This is a genomic window from Bacillus sp. CECT 9360 (assembly GCF_918741275.1).
Taxonomy (GTDB): Bacteria; Bacillota; Bacilli; order Bacillales; family DSM-1321; genus Peribacillus.
In genome coordinates this window covers 50,999-72,331 of sequence record NZ_CAKKNA010000017.1, presented here as the reverse complement: position 1 = coordinate 72,331, position 21,333 = coordinate 50,999, and the positions used below count along the sequence as shown (strand labels likewise).

Sequence of the window (21,333 nt, the reverse complement as noted above, 5' to 3'; positions counted from 1 at the left end):
TTTATTACAAAAGATGCTTGCCTCAAAACACTGTCAATACTCTTTTATTAGTACATAAATGGAAAACGAGATGCATCCTTGCCATTGACAGGAAGATTAAGTTAAACATTGAAAATTGTCCCATTTATCCATCAAACATTGTCCTTATAAGGTTCGTTTATTATTCTATTGATTTTTGCTTCATTTAATTTCCCTGGTTTCTTCTCATTTAAACATCTTGGCAATAGTTGGACCAATTATTACAAAAAACGCATGTTATGATGATTTTGCAAGAAACAAACCAAACAATTTGGGGAGGATTTAGAAAATATGAAAAAGAAAATGTTTATCTCAGCCGCAGCAGCAGCTGCAGTTATCTTATCAGGTGCAGGAGCAAATCAAGCGGATGCTTCTACTATAAATGTACAAGTAAAACCAGTAGTGTACAAGGTTTCAAATCAGCAAGAAGCTGAAAAACTAGTAAACCAATATCTAGCAAAATATAATCTTCAATCTCCTAAGCAAGTTACTAACATACAAAAACCAGCAGCACCAGCACAAAAGCCAGCTGTACAAAAACCAGCAGCACCAGCACAAAAGCCAGCTGTACAAAAACCCGCTGCACCAGCACAAAAACCAGCTACACAAAAACCAGCTACACAAAAGCCAGCTACACCAGCACAAAAGCCAGCAGCAACCAATCCAGCACCAACAAGCTCTGAAGTAAGCCAATTTGAAAAACAAGTAGTTGATCTTACGAATGCAGAGCGTGCAAAGCAAGGATTAAAAGCACTACAAATTGACAACGAGCTTAGCAAAGTAGCAGGAATTAAATCACAAGATATGAAAGACAAAAACTATTTTAGCCATAACAGCCCAACTTACGGATCTCCATTCGATATGATGAAGAAATTTGGGATCAGTTACCGTTATGCCGGTGAAAACATCGCTCAAGGGCAAAAATCACCGCAAGAAGTAGTACAAGCTTGGATGAACAGTCAGGGACACCGTGAAAACATTATGAACCGTAATTTCACTCACATTGGTGTGGGACATGTTGCTTCAGGCAACTACTGGACTCAAATGTTTATCGGTAAATAATAGTGATGATTAGGCCAAACCGTATACGGTTTGGCCTTCTTTATTCTTCTGCAGTTTTCTAATGTTATACATGGAAAGTTATCAGCGGCCTATCATTTTGGGAATACTTAAAAGCAGTTGTTAATAATAGAGAATGAAAGAAATTCATGTATAATAAAGAAAACTCGTCGATTGGCGAGCCTGAAAGGCGAAGTCAGAGGCGTAGTTGAGGCCCACAGGATGTGGGTTACACAGGCGAAGACATAAGGACGTGGCGCACTTAGCCTGTGTTCTGCTTTATGCAGATAAGAAAGTTTATAATTGGTACTTCACCAAAAGAAGTGGTTTAAGCTTTTGATTATCCGTTGATTTTCGCTCCAGGCGCTCGCTTTCCGCGGGCAGTCCGGGAGCCTCCTCGGCAAAGGGCACGCCTCCAGGACTTACCCAGGATGTGTTGGCGTCGACGTAAGACATAAGGACGTGGCAGATCTTAGTCGACGTTCCGTAACTGGCCTGCTTTTCCCGCAGGACGTTGAATCATCATCCATGCATAGGCACCGCACGAGAAAATGCGTATGCATTTTCGAGGAGTTCGCATATCCTCGCCAATCAACTTTGTTGCAAAATTAACTGAGATATTACGTTAATCAATATTAAACCACCAGTTATGGTGAAGAGCCTTATACGTTCTTATCTGCTAAAATAAATTAAAGTCAGAATAAAGAGGTAATTTTCTGTGAAGGAAAAAATAGCTGTCATTACAGGCGGGGCAACGGGGATTGGGAGGAAAACAGCGCATTTGCTGGCACAAGCAGGAATAGCTGTAGCTGTAACGTACCGAAAAAGCAAAACGGAGGCGGAAGCCCTTATCGATGAAATCGAAAGGTTATACGGAGCGAGCGGATTGGCAGTGAAAGGTGATGTATCGCAAGAGGCAGAGTGCGTTGAGGCAGTCGACACCATTATAAAGGCATACGGCAAGATCGATATCCTTATCCACAATGCAGGGCCATACATACATGAACGGAAAACAATGATTGATTATACGAGCGAAGAATGGAATTATTTAATGAACGGCAATTTAAACGGATTTTTTTATATGGCAAAAGAAATCGTACCTCATATGAGGAGAAATAAATGGGGAAGAATTGTGACCTTTGGTTTTGAGAGAAGTGAAACAGCCCCGGGATGGATCTATCGTTCGGCTTTTGCGGCTGCTAAGACGGGATTGACCTCCCTGACAAAAACCCTCGCCCTCGAAGAAGCTGTAAATGGAATTACCGTTAATATGGTTTGTCCCGGTGATATTACCGGTGACTGGAAAGAAAGCGATATCGAAAAAGCTAAGAAGCATCAAGATGAAGCGGTGCCTGTTGGCAGGCCGGGAACCGGTGAGGATCTGGCAAGGGTCATTCGCTTTCTTTGCGATGAAAAGTCGGATTTCATAACGGGAAGCGTGATCCCGGTCACCGGGGGAAAAGATGTATTGAATAAAATTTATCAGGAATGAAGAGTGCCTTGTAAATAAGGAACATCGACAACTGCGAAATCGTGTTCCTAGTATGTCCTGTACCTCGGACTAGAAACCAGTTCATATTGATGAGAAAAATCTTCCCATAGCTATGCGGGAAGATTTTCTCATTTTCAAGCATATTGCTTCGGATACTTGACCCTTTGTATATAGAATAATCGGCTCGAAAGCCCGATGGCACCAACCGCAAGGCCTGTAATCAGTCCAATCCAATAGCCGGCAGCCCCGAGATCCGTGAAACGGGCAAATAGATAGCCGGTTGGGAGCCCGATGACCCAAAATGAGATTAAGCTCATTAGAAACGTGATGTTCACGTCCTTATATCCTCTTAATACTCCTTGTATCGGTGCTTGTACTGCGTCAGAAAGCTGAAAAAATATGGCATAAATTAAAAAGTGTGCCGTTAGCTTCATCACGGCCGCATCTTCTGTATAAATGGATGCCACCTCATCCCTGAAAAAGAAAATGATTAGTCCGCTAAGTAGTGACATGCAGACAGCCATCGTGATCCCAATCAAGCTGTATTCCCGTGCATCCTTAAGTCGCTCGGCACCGACCTCGTATCCGACGACAATCGTAAGCGCCATCGATATGCTTAAAGGCATCATGTACAGGAATGAAGCGAAGTTCATCGCAATCTGGTGCGATGCGATTGTAATCGTATCGAAACCGCTCATCAAAAGGGTGACTGCAGCGAAAATGCTCGTTTCAAAGAAAATCGAGAATCCAATCGGTACACCGATTTTTAATAATGAAAGCCATTCCGTGACAGAAATCTTGAAAAATGTCCCGAAGATTTTAAATTCAGCAAAGGGATGTATTTTAATGACTACAAACACGGCGATTAACGTGATGACCCAATATGTAATCGCGGTAGCATAGCCTGACCCGACGCCGCCAAGCTCCGGGAATCCGAATTTACCATAAATGAGCAGATAATTTAACAGGACATTTATCGGAAGTGACAGGAGGGTGATGATCATCGAAACCCTTGTGTGTCCGAGTGAATCGATAAAGGAACGGAGAACATTGTAAATAAATAAAGGAATCATCCCCCATGACAAAGCGACGAGAAAATCATGCGCGACCTGATGTACCTTTGGTGAAAGGTTCATCCCGTTTAGGAGCGGGTTTAGAATAAACGATCCAATAATGATAATCAAAGCTGCCATCACGACTGCTAGATAAACCGCCTGGATGATAGTGTAGGGAACGGCCTTTTTGTTCTTTGCACCGATTAATTGAGAGACGATTGGCGTAATGGCTAAAAGGATTCCGCTCAGGCCCGTGTACACCGGAACCCAGATCGAGCTTCCGATCGAAACGCCTGCCACATCATCTGTGCTGTATTTGCCGGACATCATGATATCGAAGAAATTCATCGAATATAAACCGAGCTGAGTGACTAGTATCGGAATTAATATAACGAAAAACTGGCGAAGCTTTTCGGATCTTTTGTGAGTGACGTTCATGCGCATACCTCTATCCGTTAATTTGACAATGAGGAAATTATACCACAATAAACCAAAATGAACCGACAACATCGCGTGCCGGTTCATTGCCTATTCCCTATTCTTTCAGCTTATTATTTACTTATCCCTTTTCTTATGTTTGATTTGAGTTGACTATCGCCTTGCCATTCGTTTCATCCGTTGATTTTAAGAATCTTTGAAAAACGATTGTCTGTCCGATCATGAATAATCCGCCGATTGTCCAGTACAGCGGAAGGGCAGCAGGAATATTTAAAGAAAAAATAATCATCATGATTGGTGATAGCAAACCAATCATATTTAATGATGGATTCAGTCGTTGGTCCCGTGGTGTGGGAGAGTTGTTCAGTTTTTGGCTGATGATAAACTGAACAAAATAAATCGAACCCGCTATCAAAGCCATAAGCACATTGCTGCTTCCCAGATCAAACCATAGAAAAGAATGGGAAGAAATCTCCGATGAGTGGCTGATGGCATAGTAAAGACCAATCATGATTGGAAATTGAACCAGCATCGGCAAACATCCTATAGCTAATGGGTTAACCTGATGCTCGCTGTAAAGAGAAGCCATTTGTTGTTGAATGTCTTGTCGCTGTTCTTTCGTTTTCGCTTCTTTTAATTTTTGCTGAAAAACATCCAAATCGGGTTTCAATTTTAACATCTTTGCTTGTGTATATTTTTGTTGCTTCTGCTGCTTATAAAAAAGGGGCAACAGGCAAAATCGCACAACGAGAGTGACTAAAACGATCGAAACGCCATAGCTCCCTTGGAATGTATCAGCAAAAAAATTTAATAAATAAACAAAAGGTTTTACAAAAAAAGTATCAAACAAATTATTCTCCTCCAATTTATAATTAGTTCATATAAATCGGAGGAAAATAGGCATCGTCATCATCAGCGGTTTTAATTAATTGCTTGATTTGCTTTATAAGCCAGTCTACAAATGAAATTCGATGTTCTGTATACTCTATGGATAAATTGACTTGCTCCGAATGGCGCAAGCAAAAATGTGAATGAGCTGTATCGTCGCTTCTTAAGGCTTTCGTTAACAAAAAAGCGCCAGCGGTAATCAATAATGGAGCGAATAAGTAAGTAAGGTAGATCAATAATGATAAATCGTGAATCTCATACATTAATTCAACCATTGATTCACCAGCTTTATTTATGGATTAGTTATATTTTACCTGCTCCATCCATTTTAGTCGATGGAGATTAATAGGATAAAGGTAATTTGCCAACCATCCTATTTGTCTAACTAACATGGAAAGCACAAAAAACGATTTACTCCTGCGCAGAGGATCAAATCGTCTTTTGGTGTTGTGAACTTATACGTTCGCTAACCTATTTGATTTAGTAAACGTATGCAGCACCTACAATAATCAGCAAAATAAATAGAACAACAATCAACGCAAATCCAGCACCATTTCCTTTATCTTCATATCCCATTTGGCTACACCTCCTTTATGAATCACAATTACATGTTATGAAAAAGGTGTTTTAATTGTTTGGACATACACAAACTTCCGCTAACACCTGACTTGGAATTGGTAAGCACGTTGATGAAAGGTTTTCATATTTTATAAGTAGATTTCACAATAATGGACATGTCTTTTTTGATGATGAATTCTAAACAAACGTGTGAAAAGCTTTCAGGGTGTGATGAATTGAAAGGAAATGATGAACAGAAAAAAGAAAAACAAACACTCAAGGACGTTCAACGAAGTATTGATCTCATCCTGGCTGTATTACTATTGACTGGACAACTTACCATAGCAGGGGTTTCTATCGTACCTGGAGGGTTTCGGATTTCAGTAGGAGGGCCCCTGACAGGAGGACTTCGTTTAGAAGGTAAGTCAGGAAAAAAAACATTAAATTGGATCATCGATGTAATGGATGTCATAACAGCTATCCTGTTGATTAAAGACGAAATTAACTTTACAAGCACGATTGTCTCCTCCACCAGTTTTACCGTCAGTGTCAGCGGCCCCATTTTTGGAATCCGCAAACAGGATGTATCCCTTCCCGATTTAGAAAAGATTTTCAAGGAATTCGAGTTGGTTACATCAGAACATTTCCATGTTAACGCAGAACTAATGAATTTATTGCAAAGGGGTGAATAGCTTTGGCTTTAACGGATATTCCAACGATTAAATCTTCTGAAGGTAACGCATTTCTGCTGGCACTGCCGCTGATTATCTTTATATTTTTCTTTACCCAGCCTAAACAAAGTGATGAGTGATTATCTCAACGAAATGAAAATGCATGTAGAAGGTTTACATGCATTTTTTATTTGAGGCAAATCGTTGTAGAAATATATGAAGAAGGAATGTTAATATTTGTAAGAAGGGGTGAGGTTGATGGATGGATTTGAATTCTTTATTTACTCTGGTGCAGCGATCATTTTATTTGTTCTTTTAGTCTCCTGGCTGCTTAGAAATAAATATCCCGATAAACCTTATGATGTACTGTTTGGTCTTGGTGTCACTGCTTTAGGATTAATTGTCATTCCATTCGGCTTCGTTATAGGCGGCTGGAGCGGAATGGGTTTAGGGATTATTGGAATGACTGTAATGATCGCCGCTGCTATAGGTATGAGTATATACCTTGCTCTTAAAGTCCTTTTTGGTGAAAAATAACTATGTTATTAAGATAATGCAAGGATCGGCTATGTTGAAAACTTTGGATTATTTGACTCTGGGCAGTGACAAGCAACGCCAAGCCCATAGAGTAATTAATAGTTTAGGAATCATGAATGAACTATCCATGTATACTCCTGTACTTTGTGGGACATTATCCATTGAAGTAGATGTTGAAGGCTCTGATTTAGACATTATTATGGAAGTGGCTGATTTTAACCAATTTGAAAAAAGAGTGAGAACTTTATATGAAGATAAACAAAATTTTAAAATCAAGAGGCTTACTATTAGGGATCTTCCAGTAATCAAAGCGAATTTTATCTTTGAGGGTTTTGAATTTTAGCTATTTGGCCAAACGCAGCCCGTTGATAAGCAGTATGCATATCTCCATATGATAATCGAAAACAGATTATTGGAAGAGTACCCTGCTTTAAGAGAAAAAGTGGTAAGACTAAAACAACGAGGTTATAAAACGGAGCCCGCATTTTGTATGGTTTTAGGGCTCGAAGGTGATCCCTATGAAAAACTTATTGAGTATGGAATGGCGGGAATGATTTCTTAAACTATCGGAAGGGGGGCTGTCATTTTATGAATGTAATAGTGTCGGGATATGATGTAAGGTGGCCTGGGGAATTTGAAGAAGAGGCAGCAAGATTAAGGGGGATTTTTAAAGAAGAACTCGTGGCCATTCACCATTTCGGAAGCACCTCGGTTCCGGGATTAAAGGCGAAACCTGTCATCGATATGATGCCGCTTGTAAAGAATATTGAAACAGTCGATCTATACAATGACAAGATGATCGCCCTCGGCTACGAACCGCTTGGAGAGTATGGTATTGAGGGGAGAAGATTTTACCGAAAAGGCGGTGATCGCAGAACCCACCACGTCCATATTTTTCAGTTTGATTATGAAAAAGAAATAACCCGCCACCTGGCCGTTAGAGATTATTTGCGCTCACACCCTGAAGAAGCAAGCAAATACGGCGCATTGAAAGAACAATTAGCCAACCAATTTTGCGACGATATGGAAGCGTATATCAACGGCAAGGATCAATTTGTGCAGGAACTGGAAAAGAAGGCACTGGAATGGTGGAAAGACAAGGATTGAGGAATGAAGAGAATTTTAGTTTTATATTTCGATAGTGGATGGAGCTTTTTTAAGACAAGACAGTATAGAGGCTAAGATGGCGGCAATTTTAGAGAGGGCTTCCCTATTTTAATGGGGTGGTTGAAAATAGGTTCTATTTTTGGGGGCTCCTTCAGAGGACAGCTCCATTGATTTTAGAATCCTGGTCGCGGTATGTCGGGAATCTACATGCAGGAACTTCCGAAGTTCGGCGCTTGTGAGAGAAGGTTTAATGAGAAGGAAATAGTCGCGAACTCCTTGTATGTGGGCATCTTCAGACGCTGTATTGCATGACGGGCATAACCAAAAACCTTTTTTTCTGATTATCGGAAAATGAGAACATGTTGGACATATAACACCAGTGAGTATGTCTTCACGAGGGATTGAATAGATATCGAGAATGTTGGGGTCGTGCGGGGAATGTTCTCGTAATAAGATACGGCTTAGTTTTTTGAACTCTTTTTGAGAAATAGCTTCTTTACTATATTTATTTTCTAATTCTTTTATCTTATTTTCTAAATCTGCTGAGTGAATTATTTTTTCATATTCACGAGAGTAACCTGATTTTAACTTTATTAAAGTGGATGGGTTGCTTATGATAACCAAATATTCAGTAGGCAGAGTTGTGAATTTCTCATCCTCCAACCAGGATACAAGTTCCCGCTGCTGCCGCTTCATTTGCAAAATGGGATCGGGAAATCCTTCCTCTTTGTCGTTGAGAATTCTTATAAGCTGATTAAAAGTACGATCAAAATATAGAGTGCCCGCAATGTTTTTCACCTCAGTGATTAAGGCAAAATTTCTCGAAATAATAAGACTGTCCATTTGAAAGTTATATGTTCCGTTGTTCAAACATAGGTCGTGAAAAATGAAATACTCTTTTTCGGGAAGCGAGTTGAAGCGAATATCAACTGATTCCTCTCCTTTGAAACCGGCGTTCCTTTTCGCTAAGTCTCTTTCTGCTAGTACCCTTTTTGGATGCTGAAGAGGGAGTCTTCTCAGTAATGCTTCCAATTTCAATATCGTTAAGGGAACTTCTCTTTTTTTTGCAATCAAAATATCATTCCTTTCTTTTGATAGATTAATTCTTTATTAATTGGTTCATTCCTGCATGTAATTTGAATTATCTAATGGTCATTTTTAGGTTTGTGCTCGATAATCCGGATTTGTGCTCGATGATCTGGATTTGTGCTCTATGATCCGGATTTGTGCTCAATGATGCGAATTTGTGCTCGATGATCTGGATTTGTGCGCGATGATCCGGATTTGTGCGCGATGATTTGAATTTGTGCTCGATGAACTGGATTTGTGCGCGATGATCTGGATTTGTGCGCGATAATCCGGATTTGTGCTCGATGATCTGAATTTGTGCTCGATGATTTGAATTTGTGCTCGATGAACTGGATTTGTGCTCGATGATCCGGATTTGTGCTCGATGATTTGAATTTGTGCTCGATGATCCGGATTTGTGCTCGATGAACTGGATTTGTGCTCGATGATGCGAATTTGTGCTCGATAATCCGGATTGTTGCTCGATGATCTAAATTTGTGCTCGATAATCCGGATTTGTGCTCGATGATTTGAATTTGTGCTCGATGAACTGGATTTGTGCGCGATGATCTGGATTTGTGCGCGATGATCTGAATTTGTGCTCGATGATCTGAATTTGTGCTCGATGATCCAGATTTGTGCGCGATAATCCGGATTTGTGCTCGATGATCCAGATTTGTGCTCGATACTCAAAATCTCTGCTAGAAAAGTTAAACTTCTGTCTGATGATCCGAATATATAGATAAGGATTAGCAATTTAGCTATATATTTATCTACTAACATCATGTAAAATATTTGTAGAAATTAGTAGAATTAGCAGAAAGAGGTGAGGTCATATTGAATAAGCTTAAGGGCAGTTTGATGGCCATATTATTTGTTTTGGCATGTTTTCTATTCTCGGAAACCGCTTCCGCGCAATCTTACATAGTGAATCCGAATAAAACCTATACATACTCCAATATGGTCTCGGACATTAACAAACTGAAGAAAGCCTACCCGGATCTTATCCAGGTTAAAACGATCGGAAAAAGCGAATATGGACGGGATATTTACGCTGTGTCGATCGGAAAAGGATCCTCAACGGTATTCATTAACGGTTCCCACCATGCCAGGGAATGGATGACGACCAATGTGAATATGAATATGATCGACAAATATGCTTATGCATATCAGCGGAATCAAAAAATAAAAGGCTATGATGTTAGAAAAATACTTACAAATTCGAAGATTTGGTTTGTGCCGATGGTCAATCCGGACGGGGTCACCCTTCAGCAAACCGGATTAAAGCATTTCCCGAAAAATTCGCATGCCGGATTAATCAAAATGAATAACGGCAGCAAAAGCTTTAAGAGGTGGAAGGCAAACGGCAAAGGAGTCGATTTGAACCGGCAATACAATGCCAAATGGGCCCAGATCACTGGGCCTAAGTCTCCAAGCTATATGAACTATAAGGGCAAGTCGCCTCATTCCGCTAAAGAGACGAAAGCGGTCGTATCGTTTGTTAGTTCTTTCTCGCCGGAAATTGCCGTTTCCTATCATAGCAGCGGAGAGATATTATTCTGGAACTACCAGCAAACAGGCAGCCGCTATACGCGGGATCATGGGTATGCGAAGGCTTTAGGCCGGATGACCGGCTATGATCTTGTTTACCCTAAGAGCTTTGGCGGAGGCGGCGGCTTCAGCGACTGGTTCTCCAGGGTCAGGAAAAAATCGGCATTTACAATTGAAATTGCCCCATATGCCGGGCAAACCCATGTACCACTCAGCAGGTTTTCAAGAGTCTGGAGCGAAAACAGTGCGGTCGGCCTTTATGTAGCCCAGGAAGGCGGGAAATTATACGATAGCCGCCAGCTTGCCGCCAGCCAAGCATTGGAGAAGAAAATCAAGGCCTATGATGCAACAGCGAAAAAACTGCAGCCTTACTATGATATAAAGGTTGCCAGTGGTTTAAAAGTGGATAAAGCATTCAAAGATTTATACAACAAAGTAAATAGTGAAGTGAATAAAAATCAAGCGGCGATTAATAAGCTGCCAAGTAAATATCGCTCACGTCCAACTGCCGCTTTGAAACCGGCAAAAACATATAGGGACAATTCCCTTAACTTTATGAATGCCGTCACAGATGGGGACAAATTAGTGAGTGCCAATAAAACATTAACTGGCTATTTCGAACAAGGCAAACTTGATAGCACTACCGTTTCAGCTTATAATAATTTCAACAAATCAATTACTAATGCCGAAGCCAGGATCAACAAAATGTATGGCACGAATGGCAAAAAATATGCAACCGCGAAGTATATCACTCCGGCTAAAGTATCCAAGGAAAACCTTGGCTTGGATATTTCAAGATATAACTTGATTTTACTAATGGAGAAGCAAGTTGTAGCGGAAGATTATGTAGCAGTGGAAGCGAACCTGACACAATACGATCAGCAAACAAAGAATGCTGAGAAAATCAGAGCGAACAAGAACTATATTAAGTACCCAGCTACTGAAACGTTCTTGGCAAATAAGATCACAGTAATAAAAGGCCAGCTACCGCCAAAACCAGTTGAACCAGCTGTTGATCCGCAAGCAGAAATAATTCAATGATCAATCAAACGAATCAAAGAGCGAAGACAAAATGTCTTCGCTTTTTTTGTGAAGACTTTATCTGGTGGCAATAACGTAGAATGGTGTATGATGATTTTTTAATCCCTAAACTATTAAATATGGCGGGTGAAGCATATTGAAAAACAAAGTTGTATTTACCGGCGGCGGCTCTGCTGGACATGTAATCGTCAATGCCGCGGTGATACCCGAATTTCTTAAGAATGCCTGGGAAGTCACCTATATTGGTTCCGCGAACGGTATTGAAAGGGAAATCATGGAAAAGGAGTTTCCGGAAGTCACCTATAGGACGGTAACCGTTGGGAAGCTTAGACGATACTTATCCATAGAAAATATAAAGGACCCATTCCGGGTTGTAAAAGGAATTTTTGAGGCACGGAAACTATTAAAGCAAGTCCGCCCCGATTTTATTTTTTCAAAAGGTGGTTTTGTGTCAGTGCCGGTCGTGATTGCCGGCAGGATGCTGAATATTCCCATCCTGATCCATGAGTCGGATTACACCCCCGGACTGGCCAATAAAATAGCCATGCCGTTTGCTTCGAAAATCTTTACGACCTTTGAGGAAACCGGGAGTTCTCTGCCGAAAGAAAAAACAAAATATATTGGAGCCATCCTAAGAAATGGTATTTTCAATGGAAACGCTATAAAAGGAAGGCAATTATGCGGCTTTAAAAATGATAAACCGATTATGCTGGTGATGGGCGGAAGCCTCGGTTCCATGAAAATCAACAGTCTCATAACCGACCATCTCGATTGTTTGCTGGAAAACTACAATATCATCCATATTTGCGGCAAGGGGAATATAAGTTTAGATGTAAAGCGGAACGGGTATCAGCCCTTTGAGTATGTCCATGAAGAAATCTTTGATCTGCTCGCGGCTGCAGACGTAGTCGTTTCCAGGGCGGGCTCCAACTCGATATTCGAGTTTCTCGGACTTCAAAAACCGATGCTGCTTATCCCGCTCAGTGCAAAAGCATCAAGGGGCGATCAAATTCTCAACGCTGAAAGCTTCGAGAAACAGGGCTTTTGCAAGGTCATCCAGGAAGAAGATTTGGAATTCGAAAAGTTTACAACCACCCTCGACCATTTACTTGCGAAAGCACCGCTGTACAAGGAAACAATGACTAAGAAAAAACCGTTTAAAACAGCGGAGGAAATGTACCAGATGATTTTAAAATATGGTTCAAAAAGCTAGAGGCTTGCTTACGTATAACTTCGCCTTAAAAGGCTAGCCCAGCCTATAGAAAATATTGTCATGAAGCTTCCTCGTTTTTCATATTTATAAACAACATGAAAGCCGAGGAGGAAGAGCATGGTGCACATTTATTCAAAAGGCTGGTTCATCCAGCAGTTAAAAAAGGCGGGGATTACAAGGCATCCTGTAGAAAGACGAAAGTTGAAGCTTTATAAAACCTATGTGGTCCGTAACCTATATGTGGAGTTCGTCGAGAACAGACCATAAAAAAGTGCGCGCATCCGAAGGGAAGCGCGTTTTCTTATGACAAAAAGCAGGTCAGGTTGACAGACCTGAATATTTGCAAGGCTATAAAAATAATTATAGATTATAATAATTATAAATAGGGGTAAATTGAATAGCAAAGTGATGGTGTGTAGGATTTATGGTCAAATCGAAATTATTTGCAGAAGTATTCTATCAGTCTAGGATTCCTCAAGTTATCGGTGATTTAGAATATCGAAAACCTTTTTATAATCAAGCTTTTATAGAATTCCTTGGCTATTCAGCCAAGGAACTGAAAAATATGTCTATGAGTGATTTTTCGCATCCCGAGGATCATGAGAAAGACGAAAAGCTCTTTTTTGAATTGCTAGAAGGAAAAAGGAAGGATTATGAAGTAGTAAAAAGATACATCACTAAGGATGGTCAAGTGAAGACGGCCATTTTGAATGTGTCTTATATTCGAGATCCCCACACAGGTAATGCATATTGTCTTGGGCAATTAATTGATCTAACTGAAAAATTAATGATAGAGCAGGCATTGCGAAAAGAGGAAGAAAAATATAGACTGCTGGCGGAGCACTCTTCAGATATAATCGCTCTACATGAACCTGACAGTACTTATCTTTATATATCCCCTTCAATCAAAGGGATTTTAGGTTGTGAAACAGAAGAGTTGCTCGGTAGGAAGCCATTCGAATATATTCATCCAGATGATCGAGATGAAGTCATCAAGAAATATGAAAAAGTAGTCTCTGATTTAGTGCCAATGAGAGGTACATATCGTTGCAAGAAAAAAGACGGTGAATATATATGGTTAGAGTCTAGTCTGAAAGCTGTAATGGATAAAGAAACAGGGCAGGCAAGAGAGCTCATCTCCATTTCAAGGGATATCCAGCAGCGGATAGAAACAGACGAGTTGCTGCGAAAATCAGAAAAGCTTGCGGTCATCGGTCAAATGGCTGCCGCAGTCGCCCATGAAATTCGAAACCCGTTGACGCCAATTAAAGGCTTCCTGCAATTGTTGTCATCAGGTGTGGAAAACTACAACCCGGCCTATACGGCCATTATTTTAAATGAATTAAACAGAATCGAGACGATCATTACAGAGTTTCTTTCGATGGCAAAGCCACATACTGAAAAAATGCGGGTCCTTAAAATCGAGGAGCTTGTTAAACAGGTTGTCCACCTTGTCCGCGCAGGAGCACATATACATAACAAGGAAATTATTCTTGAGATTAGCGCAGTCCCGGAGGTAATCGGAGATGAAAACTCGCTGAAACAAGTTTTCGTAAATATCATCCAGAATGCCCTCGAGGCGATTGAAGTGAACGGCAGCGTTTGTGTTACATTGCATACGAGCCAGGACTTTATTTGTATTGAGGTTATGGATAACGGCTGCGGTGTCCCGAAAGAATTGCTGCCTAAACTAGGAGAGCCTTTTTATTCCACTAAGGAAAAAGGGACAGGCCTCGGTTTAATGACATCGTATCAGATCATTGAAAACCATAAAGGAAAGATTAACATTGAAAGTGAAGAAGGATCCGGCACAAAGGTTTCCATTATGCTTCCGTACGTGGAGGTCAGATAAGCCGATCATGCAGATTCTTAAGCCTGAACGCCGGCCCAATTTGCTTATATTAAAAATATCCAGTCCATTGGAGAATCAAAATCAAACTGCCAAGGGCCCATACATAATAGGAGAAAATCTTCAGTGATTTTTTCTTCAGGAAATTGATCATCCAGACAACTGCGATATAACCGAAAATAGCAGCGGATAGCGTTGCGACTAACAGGGAAGGGAAAGAAATGTATTCAGCATTCCCGGTCAGTACAGGTTTCATTTGAAACACGATGCCTCCCGAAATCGCCGGGATCGACAGCAAAAAGGAAAAATACGCGGCGGTTGCGCGGTCCAGCTTGCAGAAAAGGCCTGCGGCGATCGTCAGGCCGGACCGCGAAAGGGCTGGCATGATTGCCGCAGCCTGGAATGAGCCGATGATGAACGCATCCTTCACAGAGATATCCTGAATTGTTTTGCGGCCGGTCTGAATGCTGTCAGCAAACCATAAAATAAACCCGGTAACAAGGAATTCCCAGCCGATAGTTACGCCGGTTCTTGATAACTCATCAAACCAATCTCCTAAGAGTACACCAGCAAACACAGCAGGAATTGTTCCAGAGATAAGTAGCAGCGTCAGTTTTGAAAAAGGATTTTTGAGCAAGGAGAACAGCTCCTCTTTATAAACGACAATGAGTGCCAGCAGCGTACCGATATGAAGCATCGTATCCAAAAAAATGCCCGCTTCATCCAGCCCGAAAAGATGGCGCCCCAAATATAAGTGGCCGGTGCTTGATATAGGCAGGAATTCAGTCAGGCCCTGAATCAGTCCAAGTATGAATGCTTGAAATTCACTTAACATAAAACTCACTCCCGTTTACATGTAAGGACAATCTGTTTAAATGTATGCCGGCAAAAGAGGAACATGTCTAAAAAATGAGCATTTTATCAAAAATGAAACCGGCATCGCAATCATACGTATAATAAAGTATAGAGACATGAAGGGGGAATTTGAAGGTGGTAAACCAAGATGAAAAATTGTTGGCAGCACTTATCTATATCGCGAGCTTTTTTACCGTTTTTATCGGCCCGCTCATTATTTGGCTGATTAAAAAGGGCGACTCCGCTTTTATTGATTATCACGGAAGGGAATACTTGAACTTTCTGATTTCCTATACAATATACGGAATTGTGGCGAGTCTGCTGATGTTTGTGCTGATTGGCTTTGTAATCCTTCCTATTCTAGGAGTGGTCGGTATTATTTTCACAATCATCGCGGCCGTCAAGGCGTATGATGGGAAAGAGTACCGCATACCGTTGATCTTCCGCATTTTATAAATGAAGAATCCTGGCCAATCGGCCAGGATTTTTTCTGCTTTTATAGACGTTCTTATTTCTTTTTAATTTCCTCGTACTTTTGGAACCAGTCCGGAAAGACCTTTTTAAACTGGACAGGCTTAAATGTATCCTTGGACACGATAATATGCGTTGTGGTTCCTTCCGCGCATACCTCATCCTTATCATTAACGATTTCAAAACCATATACCGTACGCAGCCCAAGGTTTTCCTCGATCCATGTTTTCACAAAAACCCTATCGCCTAGTTTGATCGATTTTTTATAAGTGATTTCAAGGTTATAAACAGGAGCATAATAGCCCGCTTTTTCCATTTCAAGATAGTCGTACCCTGCGTCCTCGATAAGCTGAGTTCTGCCAAATTCGAGCCATTTAACGTAATTACCGTGATAGATAACTCCCATCATGTCGGTGTCCGCATAAGAAATCTGGACTTCCTTTTTTGCTATGTAAAAATCATTCATTTGCCAAGTCCCTCTCTGTCAAATATTATCGTGATAGAAGCAATCATAGCATAAAAAAAGTGTTGATATGGAATGATAGGCTCCTTTCTCTCACTCGGAAAACTTTATAGTAGAATATAATGCTTAGTATTCTATTTATACAAACAATGAATATCATTAATAGAAATGGATCAAAAAGATAGGACTAAAAAGGATAAGATAGAAACGAAGGTGTAGAGCATGAATATCCGTACTTATTACGAAAAAACTGCCAGGATGTGTTTCCATGTTTCCTGGATCACGCTAATCATCGCCGCTGTATTTTTTGTGCTCCATGTCTGCCATGTTATTGGAGGGAACGTCATTGCCGAAACGGCGCCGTTTTTAATCCTGAGCATTGTTAATTTTATCGGGTCGCGGATTTATGAAAACAGGATGAAGGACCTGCCGGAAGAAAATGTCGTCTCGCTAATATCTCCGTTGGAAACTACGGACATTTTACTTGCGTTCATGCCCGCGCCAACATTGCGGGTGCTGCTGTTCCATCCCGATGGTTCGTTACTCGGTGAAATAAGAGACCGGAGGATGCAACGGTTTATGTGGATAATTCCCAATACCATTTCGGTTCTATTGCCAAAGCGATACGTCCTAACGAATGCTGCAGGGATAGTGCTTGCCGAATATGAAATGAAAGCAGGAATCAAGACGATGATCACGATGATGGACGGCACCGGAAATCGAGTGGGGTACTACAAGGAAAGCTTGAAAGAATCAATTGTTCGCCTGAAGGGCATGATATATACGGCAGAAGGACAAGAATGGATGCCGGTGAATGTCAGCGGGCTGCTCAATAAATTTCACATGGACACAACTGACGGGAAAACAATTGCTTCCTTTCAAAAAGGCTGGATGCCTCTTGAGTGGGCCAAGCGGTTTAAGGAAATGAATACACCGATACTCTCATTTCATGACGCTGCGACAGCAGACGAGAGAATCGCAGTTTTCGGATTTTGTGCGGCAGCTTTTAATCACCGATCCAACTAGCAATGATCCCTAATGCTTATCAGGGGCATTTTACGATAGTATCTGATATAATTTCATAAATACATAGAAATTGTGGTGATAAAAGTGACTTTGCTGAATGAAATCATTGAATTTAACAGTAAGTTTGTAGAAGAGAAAGAATACGCCAGATATCAAACCGATAAATTCCCTGATAAGAAAATGGTGGTATTAAGCTGTATGGATACGAGACTTGTGGAGTTGCTTCCGAAAGCAATGGATATCAAAAACGGCGATATTAAGCATATAAAAACGGCAGGAGCTGTCGTATCTTCGCATTTTGGAAGCGCCATGCGCAGCATTCTCGTGGCTGTCACCGAACTGAAAGCGGACGAGGTATTCGTGGTGGGGCACCACGATTGCGGCATGTCGTCAATTAATCCGGATGCAATGATTGAGAAATTGATCAGCCGGGGCATTGCACCAGAAACGATTCAAACGATGGAACATTCAGGAATCGACTTGAAAAAGTGGCTTCGCGGCTTTGAAGATGTTTCGGATAGCGTGGAGAACAGCGTCCAAATCATCCGCAACCACCCATTAATCCCGAAAGATGTATCTGTTCACGGACTTGTTATATCGCCTGAAACCGGAAAGCTTGATGTGGTGGTTGATGGTTACAAAGCTTGAACTGCAGGCGTTGCTGCAGTTCTTTTTTATGTCTGATTCAGGGTGACGATTATGATTCGAGCGGGAAAACAGGGCATTCAAGCGAAAACAGAGTTGATTTAAGCAAAAGCAAAGTCCATTTACGCGACATTTAAGCGAATACAAATGACCTGATTAAAATCACGCACTTTTCTTTCTGTATAAGGAAACCTATGCCTAATCTCCGCCTTACGGCTCGTCAATCTTTAGAAAACTTGAATATAGACAAATATCTGTTACAATCACATAGTGTGGTTTGTCACTGAAACAAACGGGTGGGAGAGGGATATTACGTAGTAAGGACACAACATGAAACAGTCAATTTTTGAAAAGATATTTCAGCTTTCTGAAAGCGGAACGACAGTAAAGCGGGAGATACTTGCCGGCTCCGTCAGTTATTTTACGATCGTTTATATTATCGTCGTCAATTCGATGATTCTTGCTGAAGCGGGCATACCGCTGGACGGCGCGATAATCGCGACCATCCTTCTTTCAGCAGTGAGTTGTTTATTGATGGGGTTTTGGGCGAATGTACCGATTATCCTGGTACCCGGTATGGGAATCAATGCTTTGTTTGCTTATACCATGGTTGGAAGTATGGGATTGTCCTGGCAAGCCGCTCTAGCCGCCGTCTTTGTATCTGGGCTTATTTTTGTTTTTGTCGCGTTCAGCCCTTTCTCCAAGGTCCTCAGCGACTCGATTCCTAATTCCCTAAAAGAAGGGATTACGGTTGGCCTCGGGTTATTTTTAATGTTTTTGGGACTGGAAAAAGGCGGATTGATTACAAAGGGCGAGACCTCGATGATAGCGCTCGGCAACCTCGGGAATCCGGACGTAATCGTTACGGTATTGACACTGTTAATCGCGCTTGTATTGTTTATCAGAAACATACAGGGGAGTTTTTTGATTACAATCATTGCAGGTTGCACCATTGCTTTTCTGTTTGGAACCATTGATTTCTCCGAACTGTCATTTGGCGGAATGGATCCAGGGGCATATAAAGAAGTGTTCTTTTCCATGTCTTTTATGGAACTAGGGAAATTTGAATTCTGGATTGCCGTATTTTCGTTGACGATGGTCATCATTTTTGAGAATATCGGCCTCGTTCACGGCCATGTTAACAGCATCAAACGGCCTGAACGATATCAAAAAGCGTTCCGGGCAACGGGTGTATCGGTTCTCTTGTCAGGCGTATTCGGCTCGAGTCCTACTGTGGCAACGGTAGAAACGGCAGCAGGTGTGGCTTCCGGCGGCCGTACCGGATTTACTTCGGTTGTGACCGGCCTTTTATTTCTTTTGTCGATGCTTTTTATACCGGTCATTAAAATCATTCCTGATAGCGCCATTGCTCCGATACTGATCATCATTGGGATACTCATGCTTGAAAATATCAAGCATCTCGATTTCAGCGATTTGTCTGAAAGCATTCCGGCTATCATGATCATCGCGATGATTCCGTTCACGTACAGCATCGCTGACGGAATGGCAGTTGGATTTGTCCTGTATCCTTTTCTAAAGGTTATGCTTGGCAAAGCGAAACAGGTTTCCATCGTCATGTATGCAATAGCAGCACTTTTCCTGGTGTACTTTGTATTCCAAGTGCTCGGGTAACAAAAAGAAGCTGTTCCTGCGTTCAGGTTTCTGCCATTTGCGGAATCCTTTGCGCGTGGAATGGCTCTTTTTATTTCATAGGCTCTGTTAAACGATAATGTTGTTTTTGGGAAGGGAATCTGCGAGACTCCTCGAAAATGCATACGCATTTTCTCGTGCGGTGTCTATTCAAGGATGATAAATCAATGTCCTGCGGAAAAACGGGCTGGCAAGACCCCGCAGCGAGGTACGAGTGAGGAGGCTTGCCAGTTCGTCCGCGGAAAGCGAGTAGATTCCATGACCATTTGAAAATCAACAATGGAATTTAACAGAGCCATTTCATAAAAAAGGCTTTTGAGGCTTGATATACCGTCTCAACTCCCCGAGCATCATTTTTTTCATCGACAGGGGACCGGAAATCGAGTTCACATCTTCAGGCAGAGGGTATATGCCAAACTCGTTTACTTTCACGCGGATACGTCCGCTCCACAATAACTGTTTATCGAAAGTTTGTATGACCGTAGTGACAGTCGCCAGTTTGGCAGGGGGCTCTTCATTTTCTATGGAAATGACCGAATCAACAAAAAAATCAAAAATGAAATGGTTTTTTCTAAAAGTAGATTTCACTTTCATAATCGCATCTCCTTTACTTAGCGCTTATTCTTTAATAGAATAATATAATAATTCACAGTTGTAACTGTTTAGGAGAAGTGACTTAGATGATTTTAGAATTGTTAAAGTGCCATGGATCTGGCAATGATTTTTTGATAATTGATGAACTGACAAAGGATCTTTCATTTTCGGAAGAAGAACGGAAAAACCTCGCGCTGGCTCTGTGTGAGCGCAATAGCGGCCTTGGCGCAGATGGGATTCTTTTTGTAATGAAGAGTGATACATGTGATGCGAGAATGCGTGTCTTTAATGCCGACGGTTCAGAGGCATCGATGTGCGGCAATGGGCTGCGCTGTGTGGCGCGGTTCACCCACGAAGTGCTTGGTAAAGACAAATTGATGATTGAGACGATGAAAGCCGATCTAGCAGTCGAGAAGGCAGAAGAAATTTATCGTGGCATACCTACCTATAAAGTGGAAATTTCACCGGTTTCCTTTCATGTCAAAGACCTGCCTCTTCAAATCGAAAGCGAGACACTGTTAAATGCGAAGCTGCCGGAGCTTTCTGATTCCCTTGATTTTACGGCGGTTGCCGTGCCGAATCCGCATTTGATTTCGATTGTTACCGATGAGATACTTGCTTCCGGCATTCAAGAAGATTTGGCGACGAAGGTGAATGGACCAAATGATTTATTCCCGGACGGGGTTAATGTAAGCTTCATCAAGCCAATTGAAACAGGGCGTATTTTTGTCCGCACCTTTGAAAGAGGCGTTGGTTTCACGAATGCATGCGGAACCGCCATGTCAGCATCGAGCCTTGTCACATGCTTAAACGGTCTCAATGAACTGGAAAAAGAAATTTCCGTTTATAATGATGGCGGACAAGTGAAATGTGTCGTTCATCATGACCCGGAAAAAGATCAATATCATATTGATCTTATCGGCAATGGAACGTATGAATATAAAGCAGAGATTAATGTCGAACTTGGAAATGAAAAGAATTTCAATATGCTTAGTCAAGATACATTCAACAATGAAACCAGTTTGTACGCTGAATTTCAAAAGGAAATCCAGGAATTTTTGCAGGGTAAATAATCGAACACGAA

Annotated in this window: 22 protein-coding genes and 1 pseudogene; 15 read left to right on the top strand and 8 right to left on the bottom strand. The window is 41.4% G+C overall.

The features are described 5' to 3' along the window. Positions 1 to 309: 309 nt before the first annotated feature. Positions 310 to 1,080: a CAP domain-containing protein gene (locus LQ216_RS17840; protein ID WP_230130784.1), complete on the top strand. Its 771-nt coding sequence runs from the start codon at positions 310 to 312 to the stop codon at positions 1,078 to 1,080. Positions 1,081 to 1,795: 715 nt separating this feature from the next. Next, a complete protein-coding gene (locus tag LQ216_RS17835) occupies positions 1,796 to 2,569 on the top strand; it encodes an SDR family oxidoreductase (protein ID WP_117308573.1) in 774 nt (257 codons plus the stop codon). Positions 2,570 to 2,703: 134 nt separating this feature from the next. Here the strand turns inward: LQ216_RS17835 and LQ216_RS17830 are convergent, their stop codons facing one another. The 4 genes from LQ216_RS17830 to LQ216_RS17815 form a co-directional block, all read right to left on the bottom strand. After that, the gene (locus tag LQ216_RS17830) at positions 2,704 to 4,062 is read right to left on the bottom strand and encodes an MATE family efflux transporter (protein ID WP_230130783.1); all 1,359 of its coding nucleotides are present in this window, start codon (positions 4,060 to 4,062) and stop codon (positions 2,704 to 2,706) included. Positions 4,063 to 4,195: 133 nt separating this feature from the next. After that, positions 4,196 to 4,912 carry a membrane protein insertase YidC gene (yidC, locus tag LQ216_RS17825; protein WP_230130782.1) on the bottom strand — a complete coding sequence of 239 codons (717 nt, stop codon included), beginning with the start codon at positions 4,910 to 4,912 and terminating at the stop codon, positions 4,196 to 4,198. A 22-nt stretch (positions 4,913 to 4,934) separates the two neighbouring features. Further along, positions 4,935 to 5,225: a hypothetical protein gene (locus LQ216_RS17820; RefSeq protein WP_230130781.1), complete on the bottom strand. Its 291-nt coding sequence runs from the start codon at positions 5,223 to 5,225 to the stop codon at positions 4,935 to 4,937. Between the two features lie 205 nt (positions 5,226 to 5,430). Beyond that, a complete protein-coding gene (locus tag LQ216_RS17815; RefSeq protein WP_117308569.1) occupies positions 5,431 to 5,526 on the bottom strand; it encodes a YjcZ family sporulation protein in 96 nt (31 codons plus the stop codon). A 218-nt stretch (positions 5,527 to 5,744) separates the two neighbouring features. On the opposite strand from LQ216_RS17815, the gene LQ216_RS17810 reads away from it, so the two are divergent. The 4 genes and pseudogenes from LQ216_RS17810 (at position 5,745) to LQ216_RS17795 (ending at position 7,823) form a co-directional block, all read left to right on the top strand. Further along, a complete protein-coding gene (locus LQ216_RS17810; RefSeq protein ID WP_230130780.1) occupies positions 5,745 to 6,200 on the top strand; it encodes a hypothetical protein in 456 nt (151 codons plus the stop codon). A gap of 237 nt (positions 6,201 to 6,437) precedes the next feature. Further along, a complete protein-coding gene (locus LQ216_RS17805; protein ID WP_230130779.1) occupies positions 6,438 to 6,716 on the top strand; it encodes a YesK-like family protein in 279 nt (92 codons plus the stop codon). A gap of 31 nt (positions 6,717 to 6,747) precedes the next feature. Continuing rightward, a pseudogene (locus LQ216_RS17800) lies at positions 6,748 to 7,278 on the top strand (DUF4269 domain-containing protein). 26 nt (positions 7,279 to 7,304) lie between these two features. Next, complete coding sequence (locus tag LQ216_RS17795; RefSeq protein ID WP_230130778.1) at positions 7,305 to 7,823, top strand: GrpB family protein; 519 nt, start codon at positions 7,305 to 7,307, stop codon at positions 7,821 to 7,823. 108 nt (positions 7,824 to 7,931) lie between these two features. Here LQ216_RS17795 and LQ216_RS17790 read toward each other — a convergent pair whose 3' ends face one another. Then, positions 7,932 to 8,897: a nuclease-related domain-containing protein gene (locus LQ216_RS17790; RefSeq protein WP_230130777.1), complete on the bottom strand. Its 966-nt coding sequence runs from the start codon at positions 8,895 to 8,897 to the stop codon at positions 7,932 to 7,934. 831 nt (positions 8,898 to 9,728) lie between these two features. On the opposite strand from LQ216_RS17790, the gene LQ216_RS17785 reads away from it, so the two are divergent. From LQ216_RS17785 to LQ216_RS17770, 4 genes are all read left to right on the top strand, one after another. Continuing rightward, on the top strand, positions 9,729 to 11,483 hold the full coding sequence (locus tag LQ216_RS17785; RefSeq protein WP_230130776.1) for a M14 family zinc carboxypeptidase: 1,755 nt from the start codon (positions 9,729 to 9,731) through the stop codon (positions 11,481 to 11,483). A 136-nt stretch (positions 11,484 to 11,619) separates the two neighbouring features. Continuing rightward, a complete protein-coding gene (locus tag LQ216_RS17780) occupies positions 11,620 to 12,696 on the top strand; it encodes an undecaprenyldiphospho-muramoylpentapeptide beta-N-acetylglucosaminyltransferase (protein ID WP_230130775.1) in 1,077 nt (358 codons plus the stop codon). A gap of 117 nt (positions 12,697 to 12,813) precedes the next feature. Further along, a complete protein-coding gene (locus tag LQ216_RS17775) occupies positions 12,814 to 12,963 on the top strand; it encodes a YflJ family protein (RefSeq protein ID WP_230130774.1) in 150 nt (49 codons plus the stop codon). A gap of 157 nt (positions 12,964 to 13,120) precedes the next feature. Continuing rightward, complete coding sequence (locus LQ216_RS17770) at positions 13,121 to 14,548, top strand: PAS domain-containing sensor histidine kinase (protein WP_230130773.1); 1,428 nt, start codon at positions 13,121 to 13,123, stop codon at positions 14,546 to 14,548. 49 nt (positions 14,549 to 14,597) lie between these two features. Here LQ216_RS17770 and LQ216_RS17765 read toward each other — a convergent pair whose 3' ends face one another. After that, positions 14,598 to 15,380: an undecaprenyl-diphosphate phosphatase gene (locus LQ216_RS17765; protein WP_230130772.1), complete on the bottom strand. Its 783-nt coding sequence runs from the start codon at positions 15,378 to 15,380 to the stop codon at positions 14,598 to 14,600. Positions 15,381 to 15,535: 155 nt separating this feature from the next. Here LQ216_RS17765 and LQ216_RS17760 point away from each other — a divergent pair, with 155 nt between their 5' ends. Continuing rightward, complete coding sequence (locus LQ216_RS17760) at positions 15,536 to 15,856, top strand: DUF4870 domain-containing protein (RefSeq protein WP_230130771.1); 321 nt, start codon at positions 15,536 to 15,538, stop codon at positions 15,854 to 15,856. 52 nt (positions 15,857 to 15,908) lie between these two features. On the opposite strand, the gene LQ216_RS17755 is transcribed toward LQ216_RS17760, so the two are convergent. Continuing rightward, entirely contained in the window at positions 15,909 to 16,337 is a 429-nt protein-coding gene (locus LQ216_RS17755; RefSeq protein ID WP_230130770.1) for a thioesterase family protein, read from the bottom strand. 219 nt (positions 16,338 to 16,556) lie between these two features. Here LQ216_RS17755 and LQ216_RS17750 point away from each other — a divergent pair, with 219 nt between their 5' ends. The 3 genes from LQ216_RS17750 to LQ216_RS17740 all read left to right on the top strand — a co-directional run bounded on the left by LQ216_RS17750 (position 16,557) and on the right by LQ216_RS17740 (position 19,637). Beyond that, entirely contained in the window at positions 16,557 to 17,360 is an 804-nt protein-coding gene (locus tag LQ216_RS17750) for a hypothetical protein (RefSeq protein ID WP_230130769.1), read from the top strand. An 84-nt stretch (positions 17,361 to 17,444) separates the two neighbouring features. Next, entirely contained in the window at positions 17,445 to 18,008 is a 564-nt protein-coding gene (locus LQ216_RS17745; RefSeq protein ID WP_230130768.1) for a carbonic anhydrase, read from the top strand. Between the two features lie 327 nt (positions 18,009 to 18,335). Continuing rightward, positions 18,336 to 19,637 carry an NCS2 family permease gene (locus LQ216_RS17740; RefSeq protein WP_230130767.1) on the top strand — a complete coding sequence of 434 codons (1,302 nt, stop codon included), beginning with the start codon at positions 18,336 to 18,338 and terminating at the stop codon, positions 19,635 to 19,637. Between the two features lie 318 nt (positions 19,638 to 19,955). Here the strand turns inward: LQ216_RS17740 and LQ216_RS17735 are convergent, their stop codons facing one another. After that, entirely contained in the window at positions 19,956 to 20,249 is a 294-nt protein-coding gene (locus LQ216_RS17735; protein ID WP_230130766.1) for a hypothetical protein, read from the bottom strand. An 86-nt stretch (positions 20,250 to 20,335) separates the two neighbouring features. Here LQ216_RS17735 and dapF point away from each other — a divergent pair, with 86 nt between their 5' ends. Next, positions 20,336 to 21,322 (top strand): diaminopimelate epimerase, encoded by a 987-nt coding sequence (dapF, locus tag LQ216_RS17730; RefSeq protein ID WP_230130765.1) that lies wholly within the window; start codon positions 20,336 to 20,338, stop codon positions 21,320 to 21,322. The last annotated feature ends 11 nt before the right edge of the window (positions 21,323 to 21,333 follow it).

Coding starts and splice junctions, on each gene's coding strand:
- LQ216_RS17740 (WP_230130767.1), top strand. CDS start 18,336: ATGAAACAGTCAATTTTTGAAAAGATATTTCAGCTTTCTGAAAGCGGA.
- LQ216_RS17775 (WP_230130774.1), top strand. CDS start 12,814: ATGGTGCACATTTATTCAAAAGGCTGGTTCATCCAGCAGTTAAAAAAG.
- LQ216_RS17840 (WP_230130784.1), top strand. CDS start 310: ATGAAAAAGAAAATGTTTATCTCAGCCGCAGCAGCAGCTGCAGTTATC.
- LQ216_RS17765 (WP_230130772.1), bottom strand. CDS start 15,380: ATGTTAAGTGAATTTCAAGCATTCATACTTGGACTGATTCAGGGCCTG.
- dapF (WP_230130765.1), top strand. CDS start 20,336: ATGATTTTAGAATTGTTAAAGTGCCATGGATCTGGCAATGATTTTTTG.
- LQ216_RS17820 (WP_230130781.1), bottom strand. CDS start 5,225: ATGGTTGAATTAATGTATGAGATTCACGATTTATCATTATTGATCTAC.
- LQ216_RS17735 (WP_230130766.1), bottom strand. CDS start 20,249: ATGAAAGTGAAATCTACTTTTAGAAAAAACCATTTCATTTTTGATTTT.
- LQ216_RS17795 (WP_230130778.1), top strand. CDS start 7,305: ATGAATGTAATAGTGTCGGGATATGATGTAAGGTGGCCTGGGGAATTT.
- LQ216_RS17755 (WP_230130770.1), bottom strand. CDS start 16,337: ATGAATGATTTTTACATAGCAAAAAAGGAAGTCCAGATTTCTTATGCG.
- LQ216_RS17770 (WP_230130773.1), top strand. CDS start 13,121: ATGGTCAAATCGAAATTATTTGCAGAAGTATTCTATCAGTCTAGGATT.
- LQ216_RS17750 (WP_230130769.1), top strand. CDS start 16,557: ATGAATATCCGTACTTATTACGAAAAAACTGCCAGGATGTGTTTCCAT.
- LQ216_RS17830 (WP_230130783.1), bottom strand. CDS start 4,062: ATGAACGTCACTCACAAAAGATCCGAAAAGCTTCGCCAGTTTTTCGTT.
- LQ216_RS17805 (WP_230130779.1), top strand. CDS start 6,438: ATGGATGGATTTGAATTCTTTATTTACTCTGGTGCAGCGATCATTTTA.
- LQ216_RS17815 (WP_117308569.1), bottom strand. CDS start 5,526: ATGGGATATGAAGATAAAGGAAATGGTGCTGGATTTGCGTTGATTGTT.